Raw genomic sequence first — 23,105 nt, 5'->3', positions numbered from 1 at the left:
AAATCGGGCTTATCCAATTACCCCCAAAATCTCCTCCGTCCAATTCAAATTATCTTCACTCACGATTATAGTCCGAAAATTAAAATGATTGCCTTCCATCTCCACTCCTTTTGAATCATCTATATGCAAATCAATATTAAACGCAGGTGGATATTTGGATGGCTTCGCCGGCAAACGTACAAATTTATTATGCACCTGCTGATTAATCACCCTGTCCAGTTTGATCCCATATAAGTAAAACATCCACCAGATCTTGCGCGGTGGCCGGTAAGATGTTGTGTATACATATACCTTATGCCCTTTGGCCTGACAGGTTTTCATCAACTCAATCGTACCAATACGCAGCCTCTCTGCTTTAAAGAGTTTCTGTAAAAATGTACGCTCCTGTGTATCGAATTGCTTATTACCGGGTATCAGCGTATCATCAAGGTCAAATGAGATAATCATATTGGGTCACCAGCTTTTATAGGGATGTGTGGTCAGGTTAGCGTTGTAGTATTTCTCCTCTCCTGTTACTTCTTTTGTTACCCATGCTGGCAGGTCGAATGCCTCGTCTTCACTTTGCAGTTCTATTTCTGCAACGAGTAATCCTTCGTTGGCACCAAGGAATTCATCTACTTCCCATATTTTATTGTGGTAATTGATGGTATATCGGATCTTGGAGAGTTCAGAAACAGCGAAATTATCCAGCAGCTCTTTGGCTTCGGTGAGTGGAATTTCGTATTCATATTCCAGTCGGGTGGCGCCAACAGAAATCCCTTTGATAGTGAGATAACCGGAGGTATCTGTCAGTCTAACCCGGATCGTTTTTTGCGGGTCGGTGACCAGGTAACCTTGTCTGAAATGCTCTCCCTTTGGCTTTTCAACTTGTTGCCATAGGGAGAGGTTGAGAAGGAATTTTCTTTCTATTTCTTGTGCCATGCTTACAAAGATAGGGCATCTTTGAAGAAGAAATCCCAGATAACGACTGGGACATCTATGTCTTTATTGATGTGTCCTAACTTGCTGATAGGAATGCGGAAATGCTTGTTTGGAATGTTATGACCACCGTCTTTTATAGTGACGAAACTTACTTTTTTGTTGTTAGCCTTGTTGTAGTAATTCGTTTGAACAGCGTTGTCACCATAGTGTATGGTTGATAGCTGCGATGCATTGCTGGCAGCGCGCCAGTGTTCGGCGGTGAATGGCGCACTTTCTGAGTAGCCGAAGCTTTTGCCATCGAGGGTGACTTCGCCGCCATCGTAAGGGACAATGTTGTCTTGCTGACCGTTGATCAGGATGATAGAGACGGGTTGTTGTGTGATGTCTGCACAAAGGTTATTTGCTGGTACAGGTAAGGTGGCGCCTATCGTGGCAAAGCCTGTGAATAGATCCGGAACGGTAGCAGCGAGTCTGAAGGCCATTTGTCCACCGTTGGAGAAGCCGATGGCGTAGACCTCGTTGATGTGGTATTGTTCTTTGAAGTAGTGAATGATTTGTTTTGTGAAAGAGATGTCATCTATATTGAGTTGTTTGGCGGGGAAAGGAGCGGTTTTCCTACTATCATTCCAGTTATTCAAAAAGCCTTGTGGGTAAACGATGATGGCATCCTGGGTTTTATCTGCTAAGAGATCGAATTCATGGCCGGTCAGGATTTGCATCATGAAGGATTTGAGGCGGGAGCCGTGGTAGACGATGATGAGTTTGGGATTGGGTTTTAGATGTTTGGGTACATGGTAGATGAATGTACGATCACCCAGGGTGTGAGATTTGTTGGGATGTAAGAGGTTCCATCTGTATGAATAGAGAAACAGGGCCGCGATGGCGGTAATTAATAGTAATAGAGCACCTAAGATCATTTTTTTCATGATTTTATAGGGATAGACGGGGAGCGGGGGAAAAAGACGCAGGATTTTGGAGATAATTTTTGGAGTGGGAGATTAAATTTTTTTTACGGGGTATAATTGGAGGGATTACCTGGATTTATTGGTATTAAATAATTGCATTTTAATACGGAATCTTTGAAAGCTTTAGATGAGATATAATGGAGTAGATTGCCTGGATTTATTGGTATTAAATAATTGCTGTTTAATACGGAATCTTTAAAATCTTTAGATGAGATATAATGGAGTAGATTGCCTGGATTTATTGGTTTTAAATAATTACTGTTTATTACGGATTCTTTAAAATCCTTAGATGAGATATAATGGATTAAATTGCCTGGATTTATTGGTTTTAAACAATTACAGTTTAATACGGATTCTTTAAATTCCTTTTGGCGGATTATAATCAGTCACATTCCCGAATTTATCCATTCTTAAATAACAGCTACTCATCACCGTTTCTTTGATTTTCTTTCTGGCCCTTTGTATACGGGATTTCACCGTACTGAGGGGAAGATTATATTGCTCAGCATATTGCACCTGGGATATACCTGTAACTTCTATCGCTTCCATAACGTGCTTTTGCTCGTCAGGGAGGCTTTTAATGAGCAGGGAGATGCATTTGATAAGGGATTCATTTCCTTCATTCAGGGTGTTTTCTGTATCGATAACAGGGGTAGCGCGATTCGTTTTTCTAAAATGATCGATAACGGCATTGTAGGTGATGACCTGCAGCCAGGAGATGATTTTGTTATGATCTTTGAGAGTGTCAATAGAATCATGGGCTTTGAGAAAGATATCCTGACGGATGTCTTTCAGGATACTTTCCTCTACTTTTAATTTTTGAAGATAAAAGGTGATGTGATCGTATAGTGCTATTTGAATCTCGTTCGTCATAAGATAATCTTTTAAGTCACTTGGACCTTCAAAGCAGATAATCATTTTTAGGTAAGTTGTATACGAAATTATGTCGGTTTGGTTGATCAGGGTAAGCCATATCTATTTCTGCTACTTTAATTGCACCAAGACGGGTTACAGCTATCTGCGAACGGAAATTTTGTGCGCCTACATGGAAGCCTACGTTATCTACAAATTGAAAGGCATAATCCAGCATGAGTTTCTTTACTGATTTATTAAAGCCGGTTCCCCAGTATTTGGTAGCGTAAAAAGTGTAGCCGATATGAATGATACTTTGGGCAGGATCGAATTCATAGTAACGGGTACTACCAGCTATTTCGCCAGTGGTTTTGTCTATGATTTTGAAAGCGCCGTGGCTTTTGATGGCTGTATCAAAAAAGTCACGGAAGACATCTTCTTTCCAACGGTCGTTTTGTGGGTGTTGTGCCCAGATTGCGGGGTCGGCAGCTACGGCGTATAAGGCGTCGTAGTCAGTTGGCTGCAAAGGTGCCAATAGCATCTGATCGTTTTCTAAGGTGGGTTGGATATTGAAACTCATGGGACAAATTTAATACTTGACTGCATGATTCATGTAGTCCATTTGTAATAATGGGCGTAGTCCAGATAGGAGATTGCTTTAGTTGTGCATGACAGATTTGGCTAAATTGTCCAGGTAGGTCGTCCAGACTAGAGATTGTATTAGTGGTGAATAGTGGATTTGGCTAAAAGTTCCAGGTAAGTCTTCCAGGTTAGAGATTATAATAATGGTGCATGGTGGATTTGGCTAAATTGTCCAGGTAAGTCATCCAGGTTAGAGATTATAATAATGGTGCATGGTGGATTTGGCTAAATTGTCCAGGTAAGTCGTCCAGGTTAGAGAATTCTATAAGTTCTATTTAGCGGATAAGGATTTCAATCTAAATAGTCCAGCTTAGTGAGATTGTTTCAGTTGGGCATGGCGGATTCTACTGAGGGTTTCTCTCGATACGCCGAGGAAAGAAGCGATCAGATGAAGCGGTACCCTATTAAGTAAATCAGGAAACTTATTCACAAACTCCTGGTATTTCTCTTCGGAAGTTGCACTGATATTACTCAGGATCCTTTCATAACTGGAATAGAGGCTTCGGCTGATGAGATCTTGCGTATAGGCTTTTAACCCCGAAATGGTGTTGACCAAATGGCTGATGTGCTCATGTGTCCATAATAAAACAACGGAATCTTCCATGGCTTCAATATTCAGCCTGGACACCGTTTGGTTCTTAAGACTTTGGCCGTCAGTAGTCCAGCTGCCTTCGTTGGCGAATCCGAGAATATGTTCGGAACCGTCGTCCTTTATATAATATGTCTTGAGCAGGCCTTCGGCCACAAACATTTTATAAAGACATATCTCTCCTTCCTGGAGCAGGAGTTGTTTTCTGCGTACTTTTCTGACCAATGTACGCGAATTGATTTCCTGCAACTCTTCAGGTGTAAAGGAATGTTGCGCAGTTAATAATGCTTCCAGACGATCAAACATACCTTGAAAGTAGTAAAATTGTGTCAAATGACCTTGTTTTGAGCACCTATTCTGTGTCAAATTTGTTGCATAAAATCAAAATTTTATGCGGGTATTTTTGACCGGGGCTACGGGCTTTATTGGCTCAGCCATTGTAAAGGAATTATTAAAGGCAGGGCATTATCCTATTGGATTGGCACGTACCGATGCCGCTGCGCAGAAACTGGAAGCTGCAGGGGTGGAGGTACATAGCGGACACCTGGAAGATCTGGAAAGTATTAAGCGTGGAGCGGCAAAGGCGGATGCTGTGATACATACCGGGTTTATTCATGACTTTGCTAATTTCAAGAAATATTGTGAGCTGGACCGGCAGGTGATTGAGGCAATAGGGGAAGTTGTAAAAGGGCCTATAGTTGTGGCTTCAGGAACGGCTTTGATAGCCCGGGGAACCGTGACGACAGAGCAAGATCAACCATTGGTGAGTACTGATGTAATTCCCAGAATTGCTACGGAAGAGGCGGTTGCTGCGGTGGTGGCCCGTGGAGGGAATGCTTCTCTCGTGAGATTGACACCGACTGTGCATGCTGCTGGTGATCAGGGATTTATTCCAATTATTATCAATGCCGCAAAGACAGGTGGTGCAGCTTTTTATATAGGTGAAGGGCAGAATAGGTGGCCGGCGGTACATCGGAATGACGCGGCGAGGTTGTTTGTATTGGCGATGGAGCAATCTACCCCAGGGGCGATATATCATGCAGTGGCAGAGGAAGGTATTACAACGAAGGAACTGGCGGGTGTGATGGCGAAGCACCTGGATATTCCTTCAAAGAGTATTCCAGCCGAAGAGGCAGGTGCGAGCATGGGATTTTTGGGGATGATGTGGTCTATGGATCAGCCAAGTTCAGGTAAGGTGACGCAGGAGAAATTGGGATGGCAGCCGAAGGAGGTGGGACTGATTGAGGATATGGAGGAGAATTATTTTAAGTAAAAGAAGCGGTAGGGACCTTTTAGGCAAATGAAGAGATAAAATCCTTTAACTAAAAGGGCTTTTTGAGAATAAAAGTGAAAATTCTGTTTCAGTAAATGCAAGGCCGTCTTTTATTTTAGACGGCCTTTTTTCTTCCTGCAAATCTTATTACTGTTCCCTCCCCATTGTGATATTTCCCTTCTTCCAATCCAACCACTTCTTCTTTCAACAGTAATATTTCATAACCAGGAAAATCCTGTTTTATTTCCTCTTCTGAGAAAAGCCATGCTATTTCTGTAGGGCCTCCTACCTGCGCATTCGCTTTGTGGTTTTTACTGAATGCTTCAAAGATGATCGTACCACCGGGTTTTAAATAAGTATCTAACTGCTGGTGTAAAAGTGATTTCTTTTCAGGAAGAAAATGTGCATAAATCAAACCGATGGCCTCAAATGATGCGGGTTCAAATTTGATAGTTTCAAGATCACCTACGATGTAGGTAAGATTCGTATTTAATTCACCGGCTAGTTGTAATGCTTTGATTTTCCCTTCCGGACTCAGGTCTGTAGAGGTTACCTGCCAGCCATTGGCAGCTGCGTATACACCATTTCTGCCTTCGCCATCTGCGGGCATGAGGAGGCTGCCTTTTTCAAGGCGATCTAACCATTCTTTGAAGAATAGATTCGGTGTTTTGCCATAGGCGAAATCAGCTTCGCGATAGCGGTTATCCCACCTGGTTTTGTATTGCTCGTTTGTCATGACACAAAATTACCCTTTGATGAGCGCTTGCTGATAGGACAAAAATGAAATTGAATCGGATCTATTTAAAGTTTTGGCGGAAGGATTCGGGGGTATGACCTGTATGTTTTTTGAAGAAACGAATAAAGTAGGAAACGTCTTCGTAACCTAGTGCCCAGGAAATTTCATTGACAAGGTTAGTCGTGGCGAGGAGTTGGCGTTTTGCTTCGAGGACGATGTGGTCATTGATCAGGGTAGAGCAGGTTTTGCCGAGGGATGATTTGGTAATGGCGTTGAGTTGATATGGGGATAAATGGAGCATGGTGGCGTAGTCTGCTACCTGTTTATGTGTGGTGATATTAGTTGCAATGAGCGTCTGTAAGGTTTGTAACTGATCATTGGTAGTGGGGGCTTTTTGTGTGCGAAGCAGGTGGATGAAAAATATATGTAGTAATGATTTGATGACATCTTCGTATTTTTCTTTAGCATGGGTAAATTCTTCAAAGATTTGTGTGCATACAACAAGTGTATTTTCCAGTTGATAAAAGTTTTGCTGTGCAGCAGTGTGCAATAAAGGACTGGGATCGAAGCTTTGATTGAATTGTAAGAGATACCCTGTGCTGCTGGAATGAAGGTGGATGGCATGCACCTGGCCGGGGCGAAGGAGGAAGATGGAATGGTCGGTAATCGTATAATCTGTGAAGTCAATACCATGTGTACCTGCACCTTTTTCCAGCACTAACAAATAGTAAAAATCATGACGATGGAGCGATTGAATCATATCCTGACCGGACATATACTCGTTGATATCCCGGATGCTAAAGCTTGTATTTGTCCTGATGGGGATGTGTTGCATGATGAGATAAAGATAGGGGAAATTTCACCTATCTTATATATTCGTGGAGAACGCCAGCTCTTTCTATGCAACCAGTACTTCGGGGCTGGCCGGATTGTCCATGCACTCATTCCATTTGTCCATGTACTGGTTGTGGTTATCGTTGCAACTTTGTAGCATGAAATTTACATTAGAAACAGCCTTACAAAAGGTACAGAAAGCAGAAGACGCCTGGAATTCAAAAGATCCTGAACGCATAAGTTTAGCTTATACCGTGGATACTGAATGGCGTAACCGGCATGAATTTATCAATGGCCGGGAAGCGGTCAAAGTATTTTTGCAGCGCAAGTGGGAACGGGAACTGGATTATAAATTAAAGAAGGAATTGTGGGCGTTTATGGATAACCGCATTGCTGTACGATTTGAATATGAATGGCATGATGCACAGGGACAATGGTTCCGGAGTTATGGCAATGAGAATTGGGAGTTTGATGAGAATGGTCTGATGCAAAGGCGATTTGCCAGTATAAATGATTTGGCGATTGCAGCATCGGAGCGTAAACTTTTCTAACTTTAGGGTATGTATACATTGATCAGTTCGCGGACGGGTAATATGGCTTTCAGGGTGTCTCGCCTTGAAGAAGGGGTGTTATTGCAGGAGCAGAAAGGATATAATTATTATTCTATCCTGTTGGTGACTAAGGGAAGCGGACAGCTGTATGAATATACTTTCCAGGAGAACGCGTTGTTGGCGTTGGGGTTATATCAGCCTTTCCAGGTGAAAGGGGATATGGAAGGTGTGTTGATCAATTTTCATCCTGACTTCTTTTGTATTTATCAACATGAGGAGGAAGTGGCTTGCAATGGTGTCTTGTTTAATAATATCTATGCGCCACCATTGATGCAATTGCAGGTGGATGAAATGGCGTCTTTGATGAATATTGTGAAACAGGTAGAACAGGAGATGTCCCGACCGGCATTGGCACAGTATGAGGTGGTGATGGCGTTTTTAAAGATCTTGCTGATCAATGCATCCAGGATGAAGTTGGATAGGCAGGAAGCCGTGGTGCCTGTAGGAAATGAGCCTTTTATTTTGCAATCATTGAAAGATGCGATTGAGCAATATTATAGGAAGGAACATAGCCCGGGGTATTATGCAGGGTTATTAAATATTACACCGAAGGCGTTAAATAAATTGAGCAAAACTCATTTTAATAGAACATTGGGTAACCTGATTGCGGAGAGGATTATGACGGAGGCGAAACGGGAATTGTATATGACTGCGAAACCGGTGAAGCGGATTGCATTTGAGTTGGGGTTTAATGATGAGTTTTATTTTAGCAGGTTTTTTAAGAATAATGCGGAGGTGTCGCCGGTGGTGTATAGGGAAACGCTCGTGTATGGAACGGGACAATAATATTATTGTTTATTCCATTCTAAAAGGTTGAAATCGTTGAGGAATCTACAGATTTCAACCTTTTCATTATAGCCTATATAATAACCATCGTCCAGGTCTTTGCTGAAAACAACCGTCCGTAAAAGTTCAGTCTACTTTTGGTAAGTTTTTCAAAAACCAAACCGGTATGTCACCTGCTGCTTATAAGCAAGGTTCCGACTTTTAACCCAATCTTCCCATCTTTCAGCCCTTATCAGGAAACCTATTTCGATAGATCTTTGTCCTATAAAAAATAATTCGCCATGCACATTGTTATCACTGGTTCCCTTGGGAATATAGGCAAGCCATTGACGCAGGATTTATTACAGCAGGGACATCGGGTTACTGTCATCAGCACGAATCCCGAAAAACAGCAGGATATAGCAGCGTTGGGTGCAAAGGCCGCTATCGGCAAACTGGAAGATGTTGATTTTCTTACAAAGACGTTGGAAGGAGCAGATGCGCTATTTGCCATGGAGCCGCCTAATTTCGGTGCACCTGATCATATTGAATATTATTCCACCATTGCGCGTAGTTATGTGGCGGCAGTAAAGGCTGCTGGAGTAAAACGTATTGTACACCTCAGCAGTTGGGGAGCGCATTTAGAAAAAGGAACTGGTTTTATTACGGGATCTTATCATGCAGAGCAGATTATTAATACGCTCAATGAGGTTGCTGTCACACATTTACGTCCCGGGTCATTTTTTACCAACCTGTATAGTTTTGTGGGCATGATCAAACATGCAGGATTTATTGGTTCTAATTATGGTGGTGATGATAAGGTCGTGATGGTACATCCAAGAGATATTGCCACTGTTGCGGTGGAGGAGTTAGTAAAAAAAGAAAGCGATCTGGTACGTTATGTAGCCAGTGTGGACATCACTGCCAGTGCTGCTGCAAAGGCGATTGGTGCAGCGATCGGGAAGCCTGATCTGCAAAGGGTCACTTTATCAGATGAGGAGGTAACAAAGGCGCTGTTAGAAAGAGGAATGCAACCATTCCAGGTAACGCCATTGGTAGAACTGGGCGCAGCGATTCACAGTGGTGCTATGAGGTCTGATTATGACCTGCATCCACCCAGGGAAATGGGCCGGACAACTATTGAAGAATTTGCAAAAGAGTTTGCTGCTGCTTTTTAAAAGTAGTTGCAAACTCTTTTGCAGAGAGGCATTTGTAGAAAGGATCCATTTCAGGAAATTTTTTATGCAGACCACCCTTTGAAGAAAGCAACTATCCCAGGTAATATTTATCCGCAGCAGTATGCTGGTAAACCGGCCAGGTTAAAAGCAATTATCCGGTTGGCATAAAAATTTTTATTTTTATGGTATGAAAGGATGTCCAATACAGGCAATGTTCAGTTCAAACAAGGACTGCAACCAACAACTGGGAGTCGCACACGATATCCTGGATGTGCTGAATGGCAAGTGGAGAATGGAAGTGATCCTCCAGCTCTTACAACATGAGAAGCGTCGTTTTAAAGACTTACAGACAGCCATTCCAGGTGGGGTTTCTGCCAAGGTATTGTCTACTGTACTGAAAGATCTGGAAGAACATCAAATTGTAAAACGCGGTCTTGACGATGTCACTGTAGAATACGAACTGACGGAGTATGGACGGTCAATGAGAGGAGTGATTACAAACCTTGTAGAACTGGGGTTAGCGCACAGAAAAGAAGTAATTGGAAAATAGGGAGGTTGTGGTGTTTGGTGCACCACAACCTTTGTTTTTTTAAAAGCTCCACATGGTGGTCTTCTCTTTCAGATATAAGTCTTTTTTCTTATGGTACTTCAATATGTGTATGAAGGGGTACATGCGGTGGTTTGGGTAGGTATTGGGGGGGTAGGTGGGGCGTTTTTGGAAGGGGTTTATTCGAACAAGCGTCGAACAAGCGTCGAACAAGCGTCGAACAAGCGTCGAACAAGCGTCGAAGAACACTCGAACAACACTCGAACAACGTTCGAACAACACTCGAAGCGCATTCGAACAATGGTCGAACAACACTCGAAGCGGACTCGAACAACATTCGAAGGATTAAGCGGTTATTTTGGATTGGATAAATGCCATTTGTTCGGGTGTGAGCAGGTCTTTATCGAAGAGGGTACCATTGGTTCTTGTTGTTTTGAAGAAAAGAAGGTGCTTCATTACCTTCACATTACGAATGGCAGACCATTTTAATTCGGTTTTAAAGTCTTCCCCCTGGATAAGTATGGCTTCGTCAGTAAAGGTATACTGTAATGGGGCGTAAACGTACCTTTTTACGCCTGGTTTCTTCAAAGTGAGGTATATCATCAAACTAGGAAAAATAACGCTGAAAATGATAAAATAAAACTCAAATGAAGGGATTCCTGCGGTGTCATTTATGATACGGGTAAGAAAGTAGAAAGCAAAGAGGTAAAGAACGAGGATTGTTGGCTTTTTATAGAACTGGGCATAGAGGAATTTTATATAGGCTGCAGGGGATATTTTAGAAGTATGTGAAAAAGACGTCATTCAAAATATTTTTAATAAAGGTAGAGAATTATGACAGAATTCTGGGAAAAGAGTTTTAATGAAAAGCAGGAGATGTGGGGCTTTGAGCCTGCTCAATCAGCTGTGTTGACAAAGGATTTCTTCCTGCAGCAGGGGGTGAAAAAAGTGTTGGTGCCTGGGTATGGTTATGGCCGGAATGCAGAGGTCTTCAGGGAGAATGGGATGAATGTGACGGGGATTGAGATCTCTCAGACTGCTATTGATATGGCGCGGAAGCATTATGGAACGGAGATGACGATTTATCATGGTTCTGTTACGGAGATGCCATTTGATCAGGAGAAATATGACGGGGTATTTTGTTATGCACTGATCCATTTATTGGATGGAAGTGAGCGGGAAAAATTGATCCGGGATTGTTATGAACAGCTGGAAACGGGTGGGTACATGGTGTTTACGGTGATTTCGAAAGCTGCGTCTACTTATGGGCAGGGTACCTGGTTGAGTGAGGATAGATATGAAATGTTTGGTGGAGTGAATATGTACTTTTATGACAGGGAGTCTATTCAGGCGGAATTTGGGAATGCGGGGTTGTATGAGGTCAATGAGGTTACGGAGAACTACCCGTTTTACCTGATAACGTGTAAGAAGTTATAGTTTTTTTTCGCGTATCATACTGAGGAATGCGGGGTTGTATGAGGTCAATGAGGTTACGGAGAACTACCCGTTTTACCTGATAACGTGTAAGAAGTTATAGTTTTTTTTCGCGTATCATACTGAGGAATGCGGGGTTGTATGAGGTCAATGAGGTTACGGAGAACTACCCGTTTTACCTGATAACGTGTAAGAAGTTATAGTTTTTTTTCGCGTATCATACTGAGGAATGCGGGGTTGTATGAGGTCAATGAGGTTACGGAGAACTACCCGTTTTACCTGATAAAGTGTAAGAAATTATAGTTTCTTTTCGCGTATCATACTGAGGAATGCGGGGTTGTATGAGGTCAATGAGGTTACGGAGAACTACCCGTTTTACCTGATAAAGTGTAAGAAATTATAGTTTCTTTCCCCGTATCATACTGAGGAATGCAGGCGTAATGCCGAGATACGAAGCGATTTGTTTTTGGGTGATTCTTTGTTCCAGGCCGGGGTATAGCTGACTAAAACGGGCATACCTTTCATCTGCCGCCAGAGATAGATTGGAGGTGATACGCATTTGATACATGCTGAAGCCGTTTTGAATTAATATACGAAAAAAGCGTTCGATCTTTGGAACGGTGAGATAGAGTTGTTCTAATTCATCATGAGTGAAGTAGAATATTTCTGAATCTTCTAGAGCGCTGATGCTATAGAATGCAGGTAGTTGTCCCGAAAAACTGGTGATGTCTGTGATCCACCAGTTTTCGGGACAGAATAAAATATTGTGATCTTCACCTTTGCTATCTGTGTGGAATAATCTGATACAACCTTCATTGACAAAATAAAATTGTCTGCAGATGTCTCCTTCCCGCAGGAGGTAGGTATTCTTTTTTACCTGCCGGGAATGGAGTTCGGCCAGGATGAGGTCTGTTTCAGATGGATCCAGGGAGATGTGTAGTGCTAAATTGGTGAGGAACCGGTTGTGCATGGAGCCTTTTAATTCAAAAGGTATTAAAAAAAGCTGACAAGGCGGGTGATCTGGAATTGGTCATTGAATTCAAAATAGTCGAGGCCTTGACGGGGCCCTTCCGGTAGGGCAACGGTCCAGTAATATCGGCCACTGTTGTGGTGGAAGACGGGGCGTTTGAGGATGTTGAATATTCTGCCGGGGACTTTGTTCCAGGAGCCTTGGGCGAGGTCGGCAAGGGCGTCTACACCTTGAATGAGGGCATGGTTGGGGTCGGTGTAAATGGCGTCCGGCGCCCAGCAGGAGGTGAAGCCTGTTTTGTAAGCGTCGAGGTTGGATGCATTCCAGGTGTTGACGTATTGCTCTATCATGGTTTCAACTGATGGTATCATGTGTTGTTGATTTTGTTAGGGCAAAGGACGGGAATGCGGCGGGGAGAAATGTTTAAGTAGTTGAATGGTTTTATGAGAAAAAGAGTTATACTAACAGATCTTCTATCTGGCCATGCGCCACACTATAAGTTTGATGTGCTGTAACCTCAAATGGCGGATTGATCAAAGGATCTATTATTTCAGCTACAAGTGGTATAGGATCGCCAATGTGTATAAAACGTCGATAGATGACCTGGTCATGCATACCATAGCCGGTGATAATTTCGAAATCATCTGTTGGTTCAAATGATGTCTGCATATGCACCAGAATGATCGTATCATCTGCTAATTGAAACAAATATAGGTCACCATCCCCCAACTTTTCTCTCACTTTTAAATATCGGGTGGCGCGGATAGGGAGTACTGTGATTCGATTTTTTTGTAAGAAACACCGGACTTCGCGGTAATGAAAATTGATAAAAAACGTGAGCCACGTACCGAGTGCCAGAAAAAAAATAATCCCTTGCCAGGCTTGTGTCAAAATACCTATTAATATGCCCAGTAATGGCCAGATGGCTATTCTGCAACAGTTGCGGTGTCTTAGTCTGCTTTTAAAGTAGGCTGCTTCCTGTTCGTTTAGTGGCCGTTCATAAGTCATCTTTCATCCATGATTTCTTTGATGGCGTCATGCAGATGTGGATTTTTTATCCGCTGAATCACCTGCGTTTCATATCGTTGATCTTTGCGCCTCAAAGCTATCAAATGTTGTGCGTAATATAAATGTGATTCATATCGCATGTCACCCAGATTAGAATCAATTTCATCGATGATCTCTGCCCCTAATTTGCCATCCATATAGAAGCGGGTCAGGAGGTCGAGGGCATTTGCCTGAATCCAGTCGTATTCGCCAAAGGCAATCTCCTTGAGCATAGGCACTGCTGGGGTGCCAATATGATAAATGACTTCAAAAATGGTGTACTGACAGGCGGATAACCATCCTGTGAGGCCCAGTTGTGACTGATCTACACCGTCGGGAACGGGTAAGTCAGCATGGAGGTGACTACGTAATAACGGGAGTGTTTGAGGAGACATTGTTGCTGCGACCGTTTTAGTCTGGGCAAAGAATTTGTCGGGGGCAGTAAACATCAAACCGGTCAGGTGGGGGATCACCTGATTGATGACAAGATTGTTGCTCATAGGAATAGGTCTTTATGGGGATAAATATATAAAAAAATGTAATACTGCGCAAAAAAGCTGCGCAGGAGGGGGGGATATTTGGGTATTAAAAATTTAATAAGATGAACAAATTTGAAAGATTAAAGAGTGAATTGGCCCAAAATGGGACGGGAAAGATGAAAGCCTTTGGCAGTTCGATGTTACCGATTTTGAAGAGTGGGAGTAATTTGACGTTTGAGAGAGCGGAGGGGTATAAGATTGGGGATATCGTGTTTTGTAAGGTGAAAGGGAGGTATATTGATGCACATAAGGTGATTAAGATAGATGCACATAAAGGATATTTGATTGCGAATAATCATGGGCATGAGAATGGGTGGACGAGGATTGTGTATGGGAAGGTGGTGCTGGGGGAGTATCAGCACCAGGTGATTTATAGGAGTGAGGTGAAAGGGGGGAAATAGCTGTTGGGTTAATTACATAAAGCTATTAACTACCAATGTGTTTCTGGAAATTTACAGGGAGTGAAGTGGCAGATACGAAATAGCTATTGGGTGATTTACACAGAGCTATTAACTACCAGCGCGTTTCTGGAAATTTACAGGGAACCAACACCATTCCGTTATTCCAGGAATTCTCTCAGTAAAATGCACTACTATTTCAGGAATTCTCTTAACAAATTCACCACTGCTACCGGCTGTTCTTCCGGGATATAATGCCCACAGTCCGGTATCACCACTGTCCTCCCCTCTTCTGACAACTCTTCCGCTACAGCCCGCATATTTTCTCCTACTGCATACTCCCCTCCTACAGCCATTACCGGTATCTTCAATTTTCTTAGCTGCGCCTTGTTTTGTTCTGCACTTGTATTGAATGCCCTGTAATAATTAAAACCTGCTGCCAGGCGCTCCTTTCCTTTGTAGGCATGGTAATAGACTTCATTGTCTATCGTACCTTTTACAAATGATTTGTGACTGAAATACCAGTTTAAATATTCCTCTTCTTTGCTTAGCACCAATATTTCCGGAATATCGGCCACCGCATGGAAATAGAACTGCCATACCTTTCCCGCATTGCCGGGTTGGAACATCTGCAAAGGCATCAATCCGGGAATTCCTGCATCCATCACTGTCAGTGATAAACAGCTTGATTCAAATTGTAAGGCAAAGGCGACGGCTACCCAGCCCCCGATATCATGGCCTACTATATGGCACTGTTTTACCTGTTGGGCATCGAGGTAATCTTTTATTAATTGAGCAATGTACCCAGTATCATACTGTGTTGCAAAAGGACTAGTGCCTAGTCCAGGCAGATCTGGTGCCAGTATACGGTATTGTGTAGAAAGTGTAGGTATTACATGCCGCCAGATATGCGAGGTCTGCGGCCATCCGTGTAGTAAAAGAATTGTATCCATGTAGCAAAAGTAAGGGGAACGATTGAATGGCAGGAAGACAAAGAACCTGCAATTCCTGCCAAAATGGTTATTTTTGTGTTTGTGAAGGGGAGTGCCAGGTGGGTAACTTTATGTTCGTAAGGCACATTCCTATCAACTACTTTTTTGTGAAGGACATTTCCAACCATTTACTTTTGTTTTCGTGAAGCACATTGTCTTATTAATTACGCACAATTCCACCCTGCTCGATTTTGCCGGGCCACTGGAAGTATTTACCAAAGCCATCGACAAGGCGGGGTCGATATACCAGACACATATTGTGTCTTTGGAAGCAACGAACCAGATCCGGACTTCATCGGGTATGCATATTACCTGTGAGCATAACTATGCGACCTTTCATCAAGCCATTGATACTTTGATTATAGCCGGCTTGCCTAAAGACCTGCCAGCAAATATTCATCCTAAAGCAATTGAATGGATTCAGCAGCAAGCTCCCCGGATCAGAAGAATTTGTTCTGTCTGCTCAGGAGCTTTTATTCTTGCGGAAGCTGGGTTATTAAATGGTAAAAAAGCGACTACCCACTGGAGCTTGTGTGAGCGATTAGCGGCAGCTTATCCTTCAGTTAGCGTAGATATTGCGCCGATTTTTGTCAAAGATGGAAATGTATATACTTCAGCAGGGATTACTACTGGTATGGACCTCGCGCTGGCATTGCTGGAAGAAGATATGGGGAAACGGTTTGCTTTGGAGATCGCCAGACAAATGGTGTTGTTTTTAAAAAGACCTGGTAACCAGGCGCAATATAGTATGGTACTTGCTGCGCAGGCAATCGATCATGCCCCTGTGCGGGAGGCAGTAGATTGGATCATGGATAATTTGCAGGTGGAAATAACTGTGGAAGAATTAGCAGAAAAAGTGTTGATGAGTCCAAGGAATTTTGCCAGGGTGTTTGTGAAGGAAATGAACATTACCCCTGTGAAGTTTATGGAAAAAATGCGTGTGGAGGCAGCGTGTAGGAGTTTGACAGCGCAACATCTGACCCTGGAAGAGATCGCTGTTGCATGTGGGTTTAAAAATGCGGAGAATATGCGCAGGGTGTTTTTGAAGGTATTTGATGTGACGCCGTCTGAATACAGGAAACGTTTTCAGACGGCGCTGTAGGAGGTCCACTTGGTCAATACTGAAATTCATATGGCGCTATGGGAGGTCCAATTCGCCAATATTAAAATTCATACGGCGCTATAATATTTACACCTCATCTTTATTAATCCACTTACCCACCGCAGGTGCCACATAATTCTTCATCTTATCCAACAAGGTATCAATATCATCACTCACCAAAATCATATCCTGATTGATCTCTTTCAAAAACCCTTTATCCACCATATTTTGCACTAATGTGATCATCGCATCATAATACCCGTTAGTATTCAATATGCCTATCGGTTTTTTATGCAGACCCAACTGCGCCCAGGTGAGCATCTCAAAAAACTCCTCCATCGTACCATACCCACCAGGCAGTGTTATCACCCCTTCGCACAATTCATTCATCTTTGTCTTACGTGTATGCATACTATCTACTATCAACAATTCTGTTAAACCAGTATGCGCAATTTCTTTTGCTCTCAGAAAGTCCGGAATCACCCCCGTCACCCTACCTCCGGCTGACAATGCACCATCTGCTACTGCGCCCATAAGGCCTACTTTTGCACCTCCATATATCAGTCCGATACTATTTTCTCCAAGTGTTTTACCCAGCTGAAATGCTTGTTCCATAAAGATGCTATCGGTACCAGCGCTGGATCCACAAAAGACAGTTATACTTTTCATTATTTTGAAGGGTTTGATGTGGCAAAGGTACTAGGATTTGTTGTATTTTAATTCCATTAAAATCACAACTTATGTCTGGAGGAATTGTTATCGTAGGCTACCAACCCAAACCTGGCAAGGAAAAAGAATTAGATACATTAACCCGTAAACATTACAGCTTATTAAAAGACGCAGACCTTGTTTCTGACAGAACTCCCATTATCATGAAAGCAAAAAATGGCACTGTCGTAGAAGTTTTTGAATGGAAATCTGCTGCTGCCATTGAACAGGCACATACTCATCCGGTCGTATTAAAATTATGGGAAGAATATGCCGCTGTATGTGAATATGTACCCGTAGGCGGACTGGAAGAGATGGGGGACCTGTTTTCAGCATTCACTCCTTTCGAATAGACGTAACCATGGCATAGTTTCTGCGCTTATATAGTATAGTCCTGTGTTTACTGAAACAAGTAATACTATGCAACGTCTCATTTTTCTTGCCGCCATTTTCTTTTATTTACCTGCATTTGCCCAGAATACGCCACAACTCTTTCATGTTACCACTGCTGCTACTGCACCCGGGGAAACTGTGTTAATTAGAGGAGAAGGTATTGACCTGATTTCAAAAATTGAAGTGGGCCGACTCACGGATGACCGGGTGGATAACTCACCTCCTGCATACGTGCCATTGCCGGAAGCAGATCATTTACCCGATTCCAAAGGAAGAAAGATGATCGCGGCCGACAGAATGATGCCTGTGGATAAGATACAGCAAAATGAAAAGTCTGTAAAAGTAATCATACCCGATGCATTCCAACAGGGAGTGTATTGCGTGCGTATGACGGACAATAAAGGTGCTGTCAGTGGTTTTTATGTAAATGTGCCGATTGTAAATTGGGTGATTAGTGAGGATGGATATAATGCAGCTGCTGCAGGAGATGTATTGCGGATACAGGGGAAGAACCTGTTTCGCAAAGGTGGTAGCGGACAGATGGTATTGGCTGGCAATGGGAAAATGTTTAAAGTAAAGGTAGATAGTATCTACGATGATTACTCTGTGAAAGTAACCCTCCCCGCTACTATCCAGCAAGGTAAATACCAGTTATATTATCACAATGGTCTTGGTGGCAAAACAGCATGGAGTGCACCGCTCACTGTCAATATCGTGAACAAAGCTATGTGGCCTGCGCAGGCATTCAATGTAAAGACATATGGTGCAAAAGGAAATGGCTCGCAGGATGACACCGAAGCTTTTAAAAAAGCATTGGCAGCTGCACATGATGGTGGCATTGTAAATGTCCCCACGGGCAACTATATATTATCAGAGGGTTTAGTTATCCCCAATGGGGTGATGGTAAAAGGACAAAAGGGAACGGTCCTCAATTTTGGACCTGTTGCCGCTGCAAGCCTTATCAGTGGCGCCGATCACTTTGGTCTCACGGATCTTACTATTCGGGCATCCCGTGCACTGGGCATTATTATGAATAGTGGCGATGGACATGTGATTTTAGAAAGACTCTTCGTACAACAAGACATTGGCAACGCCCTTGCTGAACTGGATAGCAAATGGAATAAGACAGGCATTCAGTTAAAAGGACATGATATCAGGGTAAGAGATTGTGTGTTTAAAACCGCGGGCATGTTTTCATTTGTAGGTGTGAGCGGATTTATTCAGCGTTGTAGATTTGAAAAAGCCGGCGGTAGTGTAAAGACGTATATGAAAATTCATCCGCAGGGTTTGATCTTCGAAGACTGTTATAAACAAACTAACGGTTATGGGTATGGAGCTACCATCAATGAAAGTTATGATCTGTACGAAGCCAGAAATGTGACTCCCTTCAATTATATCAATGACAGGGAAGTGATGACACTGGATGGTGGCAGTGGCGGGTATTTTGGAAAGGTCGGCGGCGCCAGTGGCAATCGTATTTCTCTCAGAAAAGATGGCAACACTTTTCAATGGACGGCTAATAAATGGATTGGTGGTGGGCTTTTTATCATCGATGGCAAAGGGTCGGGACAATTCAGAAGAATCGTACAGCATACGATGGACCAGATCGAACTGGATGAACCATTTCTTGTGCAACCAGATACCGGTTCAGTTATTAGTATCACAACAATCCGCGACCATTTATTTTTTGTGAATAACACCGCTACAGATGCAGGTGCTTTTCAATTCTATGGCTCGGCCCAAAACTGTGTGATAGCAGGATTGAAAATGCAACGTAGCGCAGGTATCATAGGCAAAGGCTCTTATGTGAATTATGGCAGACAACCGAATTGGTACATTGACATCGTGGATTGTGAATTGAGCGACGGTACCTATACTCCACAGTTAGATCAGAAAGATAGATTCCGTGGAGATCAACAGATTAACATAATTGGTTCAGGATGTTCCGGATTAAACATAGGATCTTTGGTCAGAAGAAATGTCTTAAGTGGTAAAAGCTATATCCGGGTATCTCCGGGTGGCGAAGTGAATGATGTACAGGATGCGATTATAGAGCGAAATAAAGTAAGTGGGGCTAAGAATGGCCTGGCCGTTTACGGCGTGGGGCGGGTGGTGAACAATTTATTTATCCATGATAATCAATTTGGTACGATGGATATCCAGAAAGCCTTGAAAACAGAGGGGTACCAGGTGAGGTAAGCTGATGGGTTCAGGTGTTTTATAATAGTATGTACCAGGCACTGCTTGTGAAATAACTGGGAGGTTACCCATATAGGATGGAGTTATAAAATAAATAAAAAAAAGGCGCTCGTGTGCCTTTTTTGTTGTTTATTTGTGCAAGCAAATGCTTGCGTATTTATGGAAGCCAGAAGAGATGTGTTTCAGGCAATAGCAGACCCTACCAGACGGGAAATCATTCACCTGATATCCCGCGAGCCCCGTCATCTCAACGCGATTGCGGAGAACTTTGATGTGAGCAGGCAAGCTATTTCCCTGCATATAAAGATCTTAGTAGAATGTGGTTTGATTGAGATCAGACAGCAGGGCCGGGAGCGGTATTGCGCTGCCCGGTTGGAGAAATTAGAAGAAGTACAGGAATGGATCCGTCAATATGAATCGTTCTGGAAACACAAGATGCAGGCATTAAAAAGCTTTCTTGAAGACAATTCATCACCCCGTAAATCCAAAAAGAAATGAGCAACCATGTTATTGTAATTGAAGAGACATTCAATGCACCTGTGGAAAAGGTGTGGGAGGCACTTACAGATAAGGATAAGATGAAACAGTGGTATTTCAACCTGGATGATTTTAAAGCAGAGAAAGGATTTCAATTTAGTTTTCCGGGACAGGGGCATAAGGGTGAGCAATACATTCATCTTTGCGAAGTAACGATTGCAGAGCCGCTACGGAAATTACAATATAGTTGGCAATACAAGGATTATGAAGGTTACTCTACTGTGACGTTTGAACTATTTGATGAAGGCGATCAAACAAGATTAAAATTGACGCACGAAGGATTGGATAGCTTCCCGCAGCATCCTGATTTCGCTGTAGACAGCTTCAGAGGCGGATGGACACATCTCATGACCATCTCTTTGAAAGATTATCTGAACAAGTTAAGTTAAATTATCATTAAACTTTCAGGTGTTTTGCATATCAAAGGTTCTTTAACAATTTGTTATGCAACTATACCGATTACCTTTTTATGTAGCGCTGTTTGCAGCAGCCCTTGTGTTTACTACCGGTTGCTCAAAGAACGACACAACAACGACATCTGGCTCCGGTTCCAGCATTGACAGTACATTTACGACAGGTACGGCCGAAGGCTCGACTGAGACGGCTGCTGATGAAGATGACCTGGTGGAAAATTCTACATTTTCCAGTACGGTGACTATTGACTTTGGAACAACCATTACAGTTACGAATCCGTTGGATGGCAATGGTGTGACAGTGACGACCAGTGGTAACGATGTAACCGTTACTGCCACGACTTCGAAAGTAGCGTTTGTTATTTCGGGTACTACTACCGATGGATCTGTGAAGATCTATAGCGACAATAAATATCAAGTGACATTGAATGGTGCGACTATTACCAATAGTGACGGACCTGCATTGAATTTGCAATCAAAGAAGCGTGCTTTTATCGTATTGGCAGATGGTACAACGAATACACTGGTAGATGGTGCGAGCTATGCTACTTCTACAGAAGATCAGAAGGGGACATTGTTTGCAGAAGGGCAGGTTATATTTAGTGGTACAGGAACATTGAACCTGACGGGTAAATATAAACATGCGATTTGTTCTGACCAGTATGTACGTATTCGCGAAGGGAATATTACGGTGACAAGTGCAGTAGGTGATGGTATTCATACAAATGATGCATTCATTGCGGATGGAGGTACCGTGAATATTACATCCAGTGATGATGGTATTCAGTGTGAGGAAGGGTATATCGTGGTGAATGATGGTACGTTTGTGATTAATACTGCCGGGAAAGGTATTGGTGCTACTTATGAGGATGGGGATGAGACCATAACGCCGTATGTGACGATCAATGGTGGAAACATTACGATTACGACAACAGAGGGTGAGGGTATTGAGAGTAAGAGTGTGTTGACGATCAATGATGGGTATGTGTCAACTAATACAGTGGATGATGGGATGAATGCAGGTACTGCTATGTATATAAATGGGGGGCATATTTATAGTATCAGTTCTGGTAATGATGCAATGGATTCTAATGGGACGTTTACGATTACGGGTGGTATTGTAGTGGCGGCAGGTAGTGAATCGCCCGAGGCGGGGATAGATGTGGATGCACGTACATTAAAGATAACTGGTGGTTTGGTAGTAGGTATTGGTGGTGCGACGAGTGCGCCGACTGCAAGTGTGTCTACAGTGAATTCATTGGTGATGGGGAGTGGTAGTGCGAATAAGATTGTGCATATAGAAGCGGCGGATGGAACAGAGGCGATGACGTTTTTGGCACCGAAGGCGTTTAGTACTTTGTTGTTTGCAGGGAGTAAGTTGAAGTCTAATACTACTTATACGGTGTATACAGGTGGGAGTGTGACGGATGGAAGTAGTTTTAATGGGTTGTATTTGAGTGGTAGTTATTCAGGGGGGACGAGTGGAACGACGTTTACAACTAGTAGTACGGTGACGCAGATTGGGGGTAGTATTTCGAAAGGGTAAATATTTTAAAAATGGCTTTCACCTTCGGCGAAAGCCATTTTTATGTGTGGCGCTACAATTCCACGTTACTGTACCTGCGATATTTTGTATAATAAAGCAGTTAGTTCTTTTGGCATTGTTATCATCGCATCGTGCCCGGTTGGCAATTCATAATAACTCCAATCCTTACTGCTTTTTGTTTTATCTCCGAATACCTTTAACTGCGCCATTTGTGGCTTTATACAGGCAATGTAAATGAGTGGCAGATGATTGCCGTAAACATGCTTTAATGATAATGTTTGATCAAAGCTTCTGAATGGTTGTGGTGTCAGTCTTTCACTCACCCATTTGATCTGTGCAGGATCAGTTACCCCAAAGACTTCAGGAGACCATACGGGTACTGATAATCCATGACTGGATGCGGTGGCTGCTCTTACATTGTCAGATAGATTGGAGGGTTGTGATGTGAGTGCACTCTTCCCGTTTTCAATGAGCATCGCATCTAAGAATATTAGCTTTTTCAGTCTTGCCGGAATGCGATCTGCCACACCTGCGATGACGGCGCCTGCATAGCTATGGCCTACCAATATTACATCATGCAGATCCTGCATGTTAATAAAATTGACAATATCCTGGATATGTGTTTCCAGGTTAATGCTGGTATCGAGTACATTTTGGTGCTCCCCCAATCCGCTTAAGGTGGGTGTGTATACTTCTGCTCCTTGTGCCTGCAATTCTTTGGCTACTTCTTTCCAGCACCAGCCCCCATGCCAGGCACCATGTACCAGCACGAAAGTCTGGGCATGACTTAACCCCGTCACTGCAAAATATAGCAGTAGACAATAGAAAAATTTTCCTTTCATTTTTGTGATATTTTTGTACCTCAAAAGTAGACGTAGTCATTTGGGTATTCAATAGCTCACCCGAAAGTGAGT

29 protein-coding genes are annotated in these 23,105 nt (G+C 42.9%); 13 read left to right on the top strand and 16 right to left on the bottom strand.

The window, feature by feature from the left end:
* Nucleotides 1-9: 9 nt before the first annotated feature.
* The 6 genes from SIO70_RS01400 to SIO70_RS01375 form a co-directional block, all read right to left on the bottom strand.
* Nucleotides 10-447, bottom strand: a complete 438-nt coding sequence (locus SIO70_RS01400; protein WP_320578768.1) for a hypothetical protein — start codon at nt 445-447, stop codon at nt 10-12.
* Nucleotides 448-453: 6 nt separating this feature from the next.
* Nucleotides 454-921, bottom strand: a complete 468-nt coding sequence (locus tag SIO70_RS01395; RefSeq protein WP_320578766.1) for a CYTH domain-containing protein — start codon at nt 919-921, stop codon at nt 454-456.
* 2 nt (nt 922-923) lie between these two features.
* Nucleotides 924-1,847 (bottom strand): alpha/beta hydrolase family esterase, encoded by a 924-nt coding sequence (locus SIO70_RS01390; RefSeq protein WP_320578764.1) that lies wholly within the window; start codon nt 1,845-1,847, stop codon nt 924-926.
* A gap of 396 nt (nt 1,848-2,243) precedes the next feature.
* A complete protein-coding gene (locus SIO70_RS01385; RefSeq protein ID WP_320578762.1) occupies nt 2,244-2,759 on the bottom strand; it encodes a sigma-70 family RNA polymerase sigma factor in 516 nt (171 codons plus the stop codon).
* A 28-nt stretch (nt 2,760-2,787) separates the two neighbouring features.
* Nucleotides 2,788-3,318 carry a GNAT family N-acetyltransferase gene (locus SIO70_RS01380; protein WP_320578760.1) on the bottom strand — a complete coding sequence of 177 codons (531 nt, stop codon included), beginning with the start codon at nt 3,316-3,318 and terminating at the stop codon, nt 2,788-2,790.
* Between the two features lie 372 nt (nt 3,319-3,690).
* On the bottom strand, nt 3,691-4,275 hold the full coding sequence (locus SIO70_RS01375) for a Crp/Fnr family transcriptional regulator (protein ID WP_320578757.1): 585 nt from the start codon (nt 4,273-4,275) through the stop codon (nt 3,691-3,693).
* Nucleotides 4,276-4,360: 85 nt separating this feature from the next.
* Here SIO70_RS01375 and SIO70_RS01370 point away from each other — a divergent pair, with 85 nt between their 5' ends.
* Entirely contained in the window at nt 4,361-5,242 is an 882-nt protein-coding gene (locus tag SIO70_RS01370; protein ID WP_320578754.1) for an SDR family oxidoreductase, read from the top strand.
* A gap of 115 nt (nt 5,243-5,357) precedes the next feature.
* Here the strand turns inward: SIO70_RS01370 and SIO70_RS01365 are convergent, their stop codons facing one another.
* A complete protein-coding gene (locus tag SIO70_RS01365) occupies nt 5,358-5,978 on the bottom strand; it encodes a class I SAM-dependent methyltransferase (RefSeq protein ID WP_320578751.1) in 621 nt (206 codons plus the stop codon).
* 61 nt (nt 5,979-6,039) lie between these two features.
* Nucleotides 6,040-6,813 (bottom strand): helix-turn-helix transcriptional regulator, encoded by a 774-nt coding sequence (locus SIO70_RS01360; RefSeq protein ID WP_320578750.1) that lies wholly within the window; start codon nt 6,811-6,813, stop codon nt 6,040-6,042.
* A gap of 157 nt (nt 6,814-6,970) precedes the next feature.
* Between SIO70_RS01360 and SIO70_RS01355 the strand changes: the two genes are divergently transcribed.
* The 4 genes from SIO70_RS01355 to SIO70_RS01340 all read left to right on the top strand — a co-directional run bounded on the left by SIO70_RS01355 (nt 6,971) and on the right by SIO70_RS01340 (nt 9,916).
* The gene (locus SIO70_RS01355) at nt 6,971-7,363 is read left to right on the top strand and encodes a nuclear transport factor 2 family protein (RefSeq protein ID WP_320578748.1); all 393 of its coding nucleotides are present in this window, start codon (nt 6,971-6,973) and stop codon (nt 7,361-7,363) included.
* 9 nt (nt 7,364-7,372) lie between these two features.
* On the top strand, nt 7,373-8,209 hold the full coding sequence (locus tag SIO70_RS01350; RefSeq protein WP_320578746.1) for a helix-turn-helix transcriptional regulator: 837 nt from the start codon (nt 7,373-7,375) through the stop codon (nt 8,207-8,209).
* Nucleotides 8,210-8,490: 281 nt separating this feature from the next.
* Nucleotides 8,491-9,366 carry an NAD(P)H-binding protein gene (locus SIO70_RS01345; protein ID WP_320578743.1) on the top strand — a complete coding sequence of 292 codons (876 nt, stop codon included), beginning with the start codon at nt 8,491-8,493 and terminating at the stop codon, nt 9,364-9,366.
* Nucleotides 9,367-9,553: 187 nt separating this feature from the next.
* Entirely contained in the window at nt 9,554-9,916 is a 363-nt protein-coding gene (locus tag SIO70_RS01340) for a helix-turn-helix domain-containing protein (RefSeq protein ID WP_320578741.1), read from the top strand.
* 342 nt (nt 9,917-10,258) lie between these two features.
* On the opposite strand, the gene SIO70_RS01335 is transcribed toward SIO70_RS01340, so the two are convergent.
* Nucleotides 10,259-10,717, bottom strand: coding sequence for a YcxB family protein (locus SIO70_RS01335; RefSeq protein ID WP_320578739.1), 459 nt, complete (start codon nt 10,715-10,717; stop codon nt 10,259-10,261).
* A gap of 30 nt (nt 10,718-10,747) precedes the next feature.
* On the opposite strand from SIO70_RS01335, the gene SIO70_RS01330 reads away from it, so the two are divergent.
* Nucleotides 10,748-11,350, top strand: a complete 603-nt coding sequence (locus SIO70_RS01330) for a class I SAM-dependent methyltransferase (RefSeq protein ID WP_320578737.1) — start codon at nt 10,748-10,750, stop codon at nt 11,348-11,350.
* 394 nt (nt 11,351-11,744) lie between these two features.
* On the opposite strand, the gene SIO70_RS01325 is transcribed toward SIO70_RS01330, so the two are convergent.
* The 4 genes from SIO70_RS01325 to SIO70_RS01310 form a co-directional block, all read right to left on the bottom strand.
* Nucleotides 11,745-12,317: a Crp/Fnr family transcriptional regulator gene (locus SIO70_RS01325; protein WP_320578736.1), complete on the bottom strand. Its 573-nt coding sequence runs from the start codon at nt 12,315-12,317 to the stop codon at nt 11,745-11,747.
* A 23-nt stretch (nt 12,318-12,340) separates the two neighbouring features.
* Complete coding sequence (locus tag SIO70_RS01320; RefSeq protein WP_320578734.1) at nt 12,341-12,688, bottom strand: nuclear transport factor 2 family protein; 348 nt, start codon at nt 12,686-12,688, stop codon at nt 12,341-12,343.
* Nucleotides 12,689-12,773: 85 nt separating this feature from the next.
* A complete protein-coding gene (locus SIO70_RS01315) occupies nt 12,774-13,325 on the bottom strand; it encodes a hypothetical protein (RefSeq protein ID WP_320578732.1) in 552 nt (183 codons plus the stop codon).
* Nucleotides 13,322-13,864, bottom strand: coding sequence for a hypothetical protein (locus SIO70_RS01310; RefSeq protein ID WP_320578730.1), 543 nt, complete (start codon nt 13,862-13,864; stop codon nt 13,322-13,324). Before SIO70_RS01310 ends, SIO70_RS01315 begins: the two co-directional genes overlap by 4 nt.
* A gap of 101 nt (nt 13,865-13,965) precedes the next feature.
* Here SIO70_RS01310 and SIO70_RS01305 point away from each other — a divergent pair, with 101 nt between their 5' ends.
* The gene (locus SIO70_RS01305) at nt 13,966-14,304 is read left to right on the top strand and encodes a S24 family peptidase (RefSeq protein ID WP_320578729.1); all 339 of its coding nucleotides are present in this window, start codon (nt 13,966-13,968) and stop codon (nt 14,302-14,304) included.
* Between the two features lie 191 nt (nt 14,305-14,495).
* Here SIO70_RS01305 and SIO70_RS01300 read toward each other — a convergent pair whose 3' ends face one another.
* Nucleotides 14,496-15,254 (bottom strand): alpha/beta hydrolase, encoded by a 759-nt coding sequence (locus SIO70_RS01300; RefSeq protein ID WP_320578727.1) that lies wholly within the window; start codon nt 15,252-15,254, stop codon nt 14,496-14,498.
* Nucleotides 15,255-15,435: 181 nt separating this feature from the next.
* Between SIO70_RS01300 and SIO70_RS01295 the strand changes: the two genes are divergently transcribed.
* Complete coding sequence (locus SIO70_RS01295; protein WP_320578725.1) at nt 15,436-16,395, top strand: GlxA family transcriptional regulator; 960 nt, start codon at nt 15,436-15,438, stop codon at nt 16,393-16,395.
* Between the two features lie 87 nt (nt 16,396-16,482).
* On the opposite strand, the gene SIO70_RS01290 is transcribed toward SIO70_RS01295, so the two are convergent.
* Nucleotides 16,483-17,064 (bottom strand): TIGR00730 family Rossman fold protein, encoded by a 582-nt coding sequence (locus SIO70_RS01290; RefSeq protein WP_320578723.1) that lies wholly within the window; start codon nt 17,062-17,064, stop codon nt 16,483-16,485.
* A gap of 71 nt (nt 17,065-17,135) precedes the next feature.
* Here SIO70_RS01290 and SIO70_RS01285 point away from each other — a divergent pair, with 71 nt between their 5' ends.
* The 5 genes from SIO70_RS01285 to SIO70_RS01265 all read left to right on the top strand — a co-directional run bounded on the left by SIO70_RS01285 (nt 17,136) and on the right by SIO70_RS01265 (nt 22,191).
* Complete coding sequence (locus SIO70_RS01285; protein WP_320578721.1) at nt 17,136-17,456, top strand: hypothetical protein; 321 nt, start codon at nt 17,136-17,138, stop codon at nt 17,454-17,456.
* Between the two features lie 67 nt (nt 17,457-17,523).
* Nucleotides 17,524-19,695 (top strand): glycosyl hydrolase family 28-related protein, encoded by a 2,172-nt coding sequence (locus SIO70_RS01280; RefSeq protein ID WP_320578720.1) that lies wholly within the window; start codon nt 17,524-17,526, stop codon nt 19,693-19,695.
* A gap of 159 nt (nt 19,696-19,854) precedes the next feature.
* Nucleotides 19,855-20,193 (top strand): metalloregulator ArsR/SmtB family transcription factor, encoded by a 339-nt coding sequence (locus SIO70_RS01275; protein ID WP_320578718.1) that lies wholly within the window; start codon nt 19,855-19,857, stop codon nt 20,191-20,193.
* Nucleotides 20,190-20,621, top strand: coding sequence for an SRPBCC domain-containing protein (locus SIO70_RS01270; RefSeq protein ID WP_320578716.1), 432 nt, complete (start codon nt 20,190-20,192; stop codon nt 20,619-20,621). Before SIO70_RS01275 ends, SIO70_RS01270 begins: the two co-directional genes overlap by 4 nt.
* Before the next feature lie 55 nt (nt 20,622-20,676).
* Complete coding sequence (locus tag SIO70_RS01265) at nt 20,677-22,191, top strand: carbohydrate-binding domain-containing protein (RefSeq protein ID WP_320578714.1); 1,515 nt, start codon at nt 20,677-20,679, stop codon at nt 22,189-22,191.
* Between the two features lie 65 nt (nt 22,192-22,256).
* On the opposite strand, the gene SIO70_RS01260 is transcribed toward SIO70_RS01265, so the two are convergent.
* On the bottom strand, nt 22,257-23,033 hold the full coding sequence (locus tag SIO70_RS01260; protein WP_320578711.1) for an alpha/beta hydrolase: 777 nt from the start codon (nt 23,031-23,033) through the stop codon (nt 22,257-22,259).
* Nucleotides 23,034-23,105: the final 72 nt, after the last annotated feature.

It is taken from the genome of Chitinophaga sancti, from assembly GCF_034087045.1.
Lineage (GTDB): Bacteria > Bacteroidota > Bacteroidia > Chitinophagales > Chitinophagaceae > Chitinophaga > Chitinophaga sancti_B.
The sequence above is the reverse complement of the archived record's forward strand: the minus strand, read 5'-3'. Positions and strand labels throughout refer to the sequence as shown.

Bases quoted from the DNA above. Each gene is read 5' to 3' on its own strand.
- SIO70_RS01400 (WP_320578768.1), bottom strand. From the start codon at position 447: ATGATTATCTCATTTGACCTTGATGATACGCTGATACCCGGTAATAAG.
- SIO70_RS01395 (WP_320578766.1), bottom strand. From the start codon at position 921: ATGGCACAAGAAATAGAAAGAAAATTCCTTCTCAACCTCTCCCTATGG.
- SIO70_RS01390 (WP_320578764.1), bottom strand. From the start codon at position 1,847: ATGAAAAAAATGATCTTAGGTGCTCTATTACTATTAATTACCGCCATC.
- SIO70_RS01385 (WP_320578762.1), bottom strand. From the start codon at position 2,759: ATGACGAACGAGATTCAAATAGCACTATACGATCACATCACCTTTTAT.
- SIO70_RS01380 (WP_320578760.1), bottom strand. From the start codon at position 3,318: ATGAGTTTCAATATCCAACCCACCTTAGAAAACGATCAGATGCTATTG.
- SIO70_RS01375 (WP_320578757.1), bottom strand. From the start codon at position 4,275: ATGTTTGATCGTCTGGAAGCATTATTAACTGCGCAACATTCCTTTACA.
- SIO70_RS01370 (WP_320578754.1), top strand. From the start codon at position 4,361: ATGCGGGTATTTTTGACCGGGGCTACGGGCTTTATTGGCTCAGCCATT.
- SIO70_RS01365 (WP_320578751.1), bottom strand. From the start codon at position 5,978: ATGACAAACGAGCAATACAAAACCAGGTGGGATAACCGCTATCGCGAA.
- SIO70_RS01360 (WP_320578750.1), bottom strand. From the start codon at position 6,813: ATGCAACACATCCCCATCAGGACAAATACAAGCTTTAGCATCCGGGAT.
- SIO70_RS01355 (WP_320578748.1), top strand. From the start codon at position 6,971: ATGAAATTTACATTAGAAACAGCCTTACAAAAGGTACAGAAAGCAGAA.
- SIO70_RS01350 (WP_320578746.1), top strand. From the start codon at position 7,373: ATGTATACATTGATCAGTTCGCGGACGGGTAATATGGCTTTCAGGGTG.
- SIO70_RS01345 (WP_320578743.1), top strand. From the start codon at position 8,491: ATGCACATTGTTATCACTGGTTCCCTTGGGAATATAGGCAAGCCATTG.
- SIO70_RS01340 (WP_320578741.1), top strand. From the start codon at position 9,554: ATGAAAGGATGTCCAATACAGGCAATGTTCAGTTCAAACAAGGACTGC.
- SIO70_RS01335 (WP_320578739.1), bottom strand. From the start codon at position 10,717: ATGACGTCTTTTTCACATACTTCTAAAATATCCCCTGCAGCCTATATA.
- SIO70_RS01330 (WP_320578737.1), top strand. From the start codon at position 10,748: ATGACAGAATTCTGGGAAAAGAGTTTTAATGAAAAGCAGGAGATGTGG.
- SIO70_RS01325 (WP_320578736.1), bottom strand. From the start codon at position 12,317: ATGCACAACCGGTTCCTCACCAATTTAGCACTACACATCTCCCTGGAT.
- SIO70_RS01320 (WP_320578734.1), bottom strand. From the start codon at position 12,688: ATGATACCATCAGTTGAAACCATGATAGAGCAATACGTCAACACCTGG.
- SIO70_RS01315 (WP_320578732.1), bottom strand. From the start codon at position 13,325: ATGACTTATGAACGGCCACTAAACGAACAGGAAGCAGCCTACTTTAAA.
- SIO70_RS01310 (WP_320578730.1), bottom strand. From the start codon at position 13,864: ATGAGCAACAATCTTGTCATCAATCAGGTGATCCCCCACCTGACCGGT.
- SIO70_RS01305 (WP_320578729.1), top strand. From the start codon at position 13,966: ATGAACAAATTTGAAAGATTAAAGAGTGAATTGGCCCAAAATGGGACG.
- SIO70_RS01300 (WP_320578727.1), bottom strand. From the start codon at position 15,254: ATGGATACAATTCTTTTACTACACGGATGGCCGCAGACCTCGCATATC.
- SIO70_RS01290 (WP_320578723.1), bottom strand. From the start codon at position 17,064: ATGAAAAGTATAACTGTCTTTTGTGGATCCAGCGCTGGTACCGATAGC.
- SIO70_RS01285 (WP_320578721.1), top strand. From the start codon at position 17,136: ATGTCTGGAGGAATTGTTATCGTAGGCTACCAACCCAAACCTGGCAAG.
- SIO70_RS01280 (WP_320578720.1), top strand. From the start codon at position 17,524: ATGCAACGTCTCATTTTTCTTGCCGCCATTTTCTTTTATTTACCTGCA.
- SIO70_RS01275 (WP_320578718.1), top strand. From the start codon at position 19,855: ATGGAAGCCAGAAGAGATGTGTTTCAGGCAATAGCAGACCCTACCAGA.
- SIO70_RS01270 (WP_320578716.1), top strand. From the start codon at position 20,190: ATGAGCAACCATGTTATTGTAATTGAAGAGACATTCAATGCACCTGTG.
- SIO70_RS01265 (WP_320578714.1), top strand. From the start codon at position 20,677: ATGCAACTATACCGATTACCTTTTTATGTAGCGCTGTTTGCAGCAGCC.
- SIO70_RS01260 (WP_320578711.1), bottom strand. From the start codon at position 23,033: ATGAAAGGAAAATTTTTCTATTGTCTACTGCTATATTTTGCAGTGACG.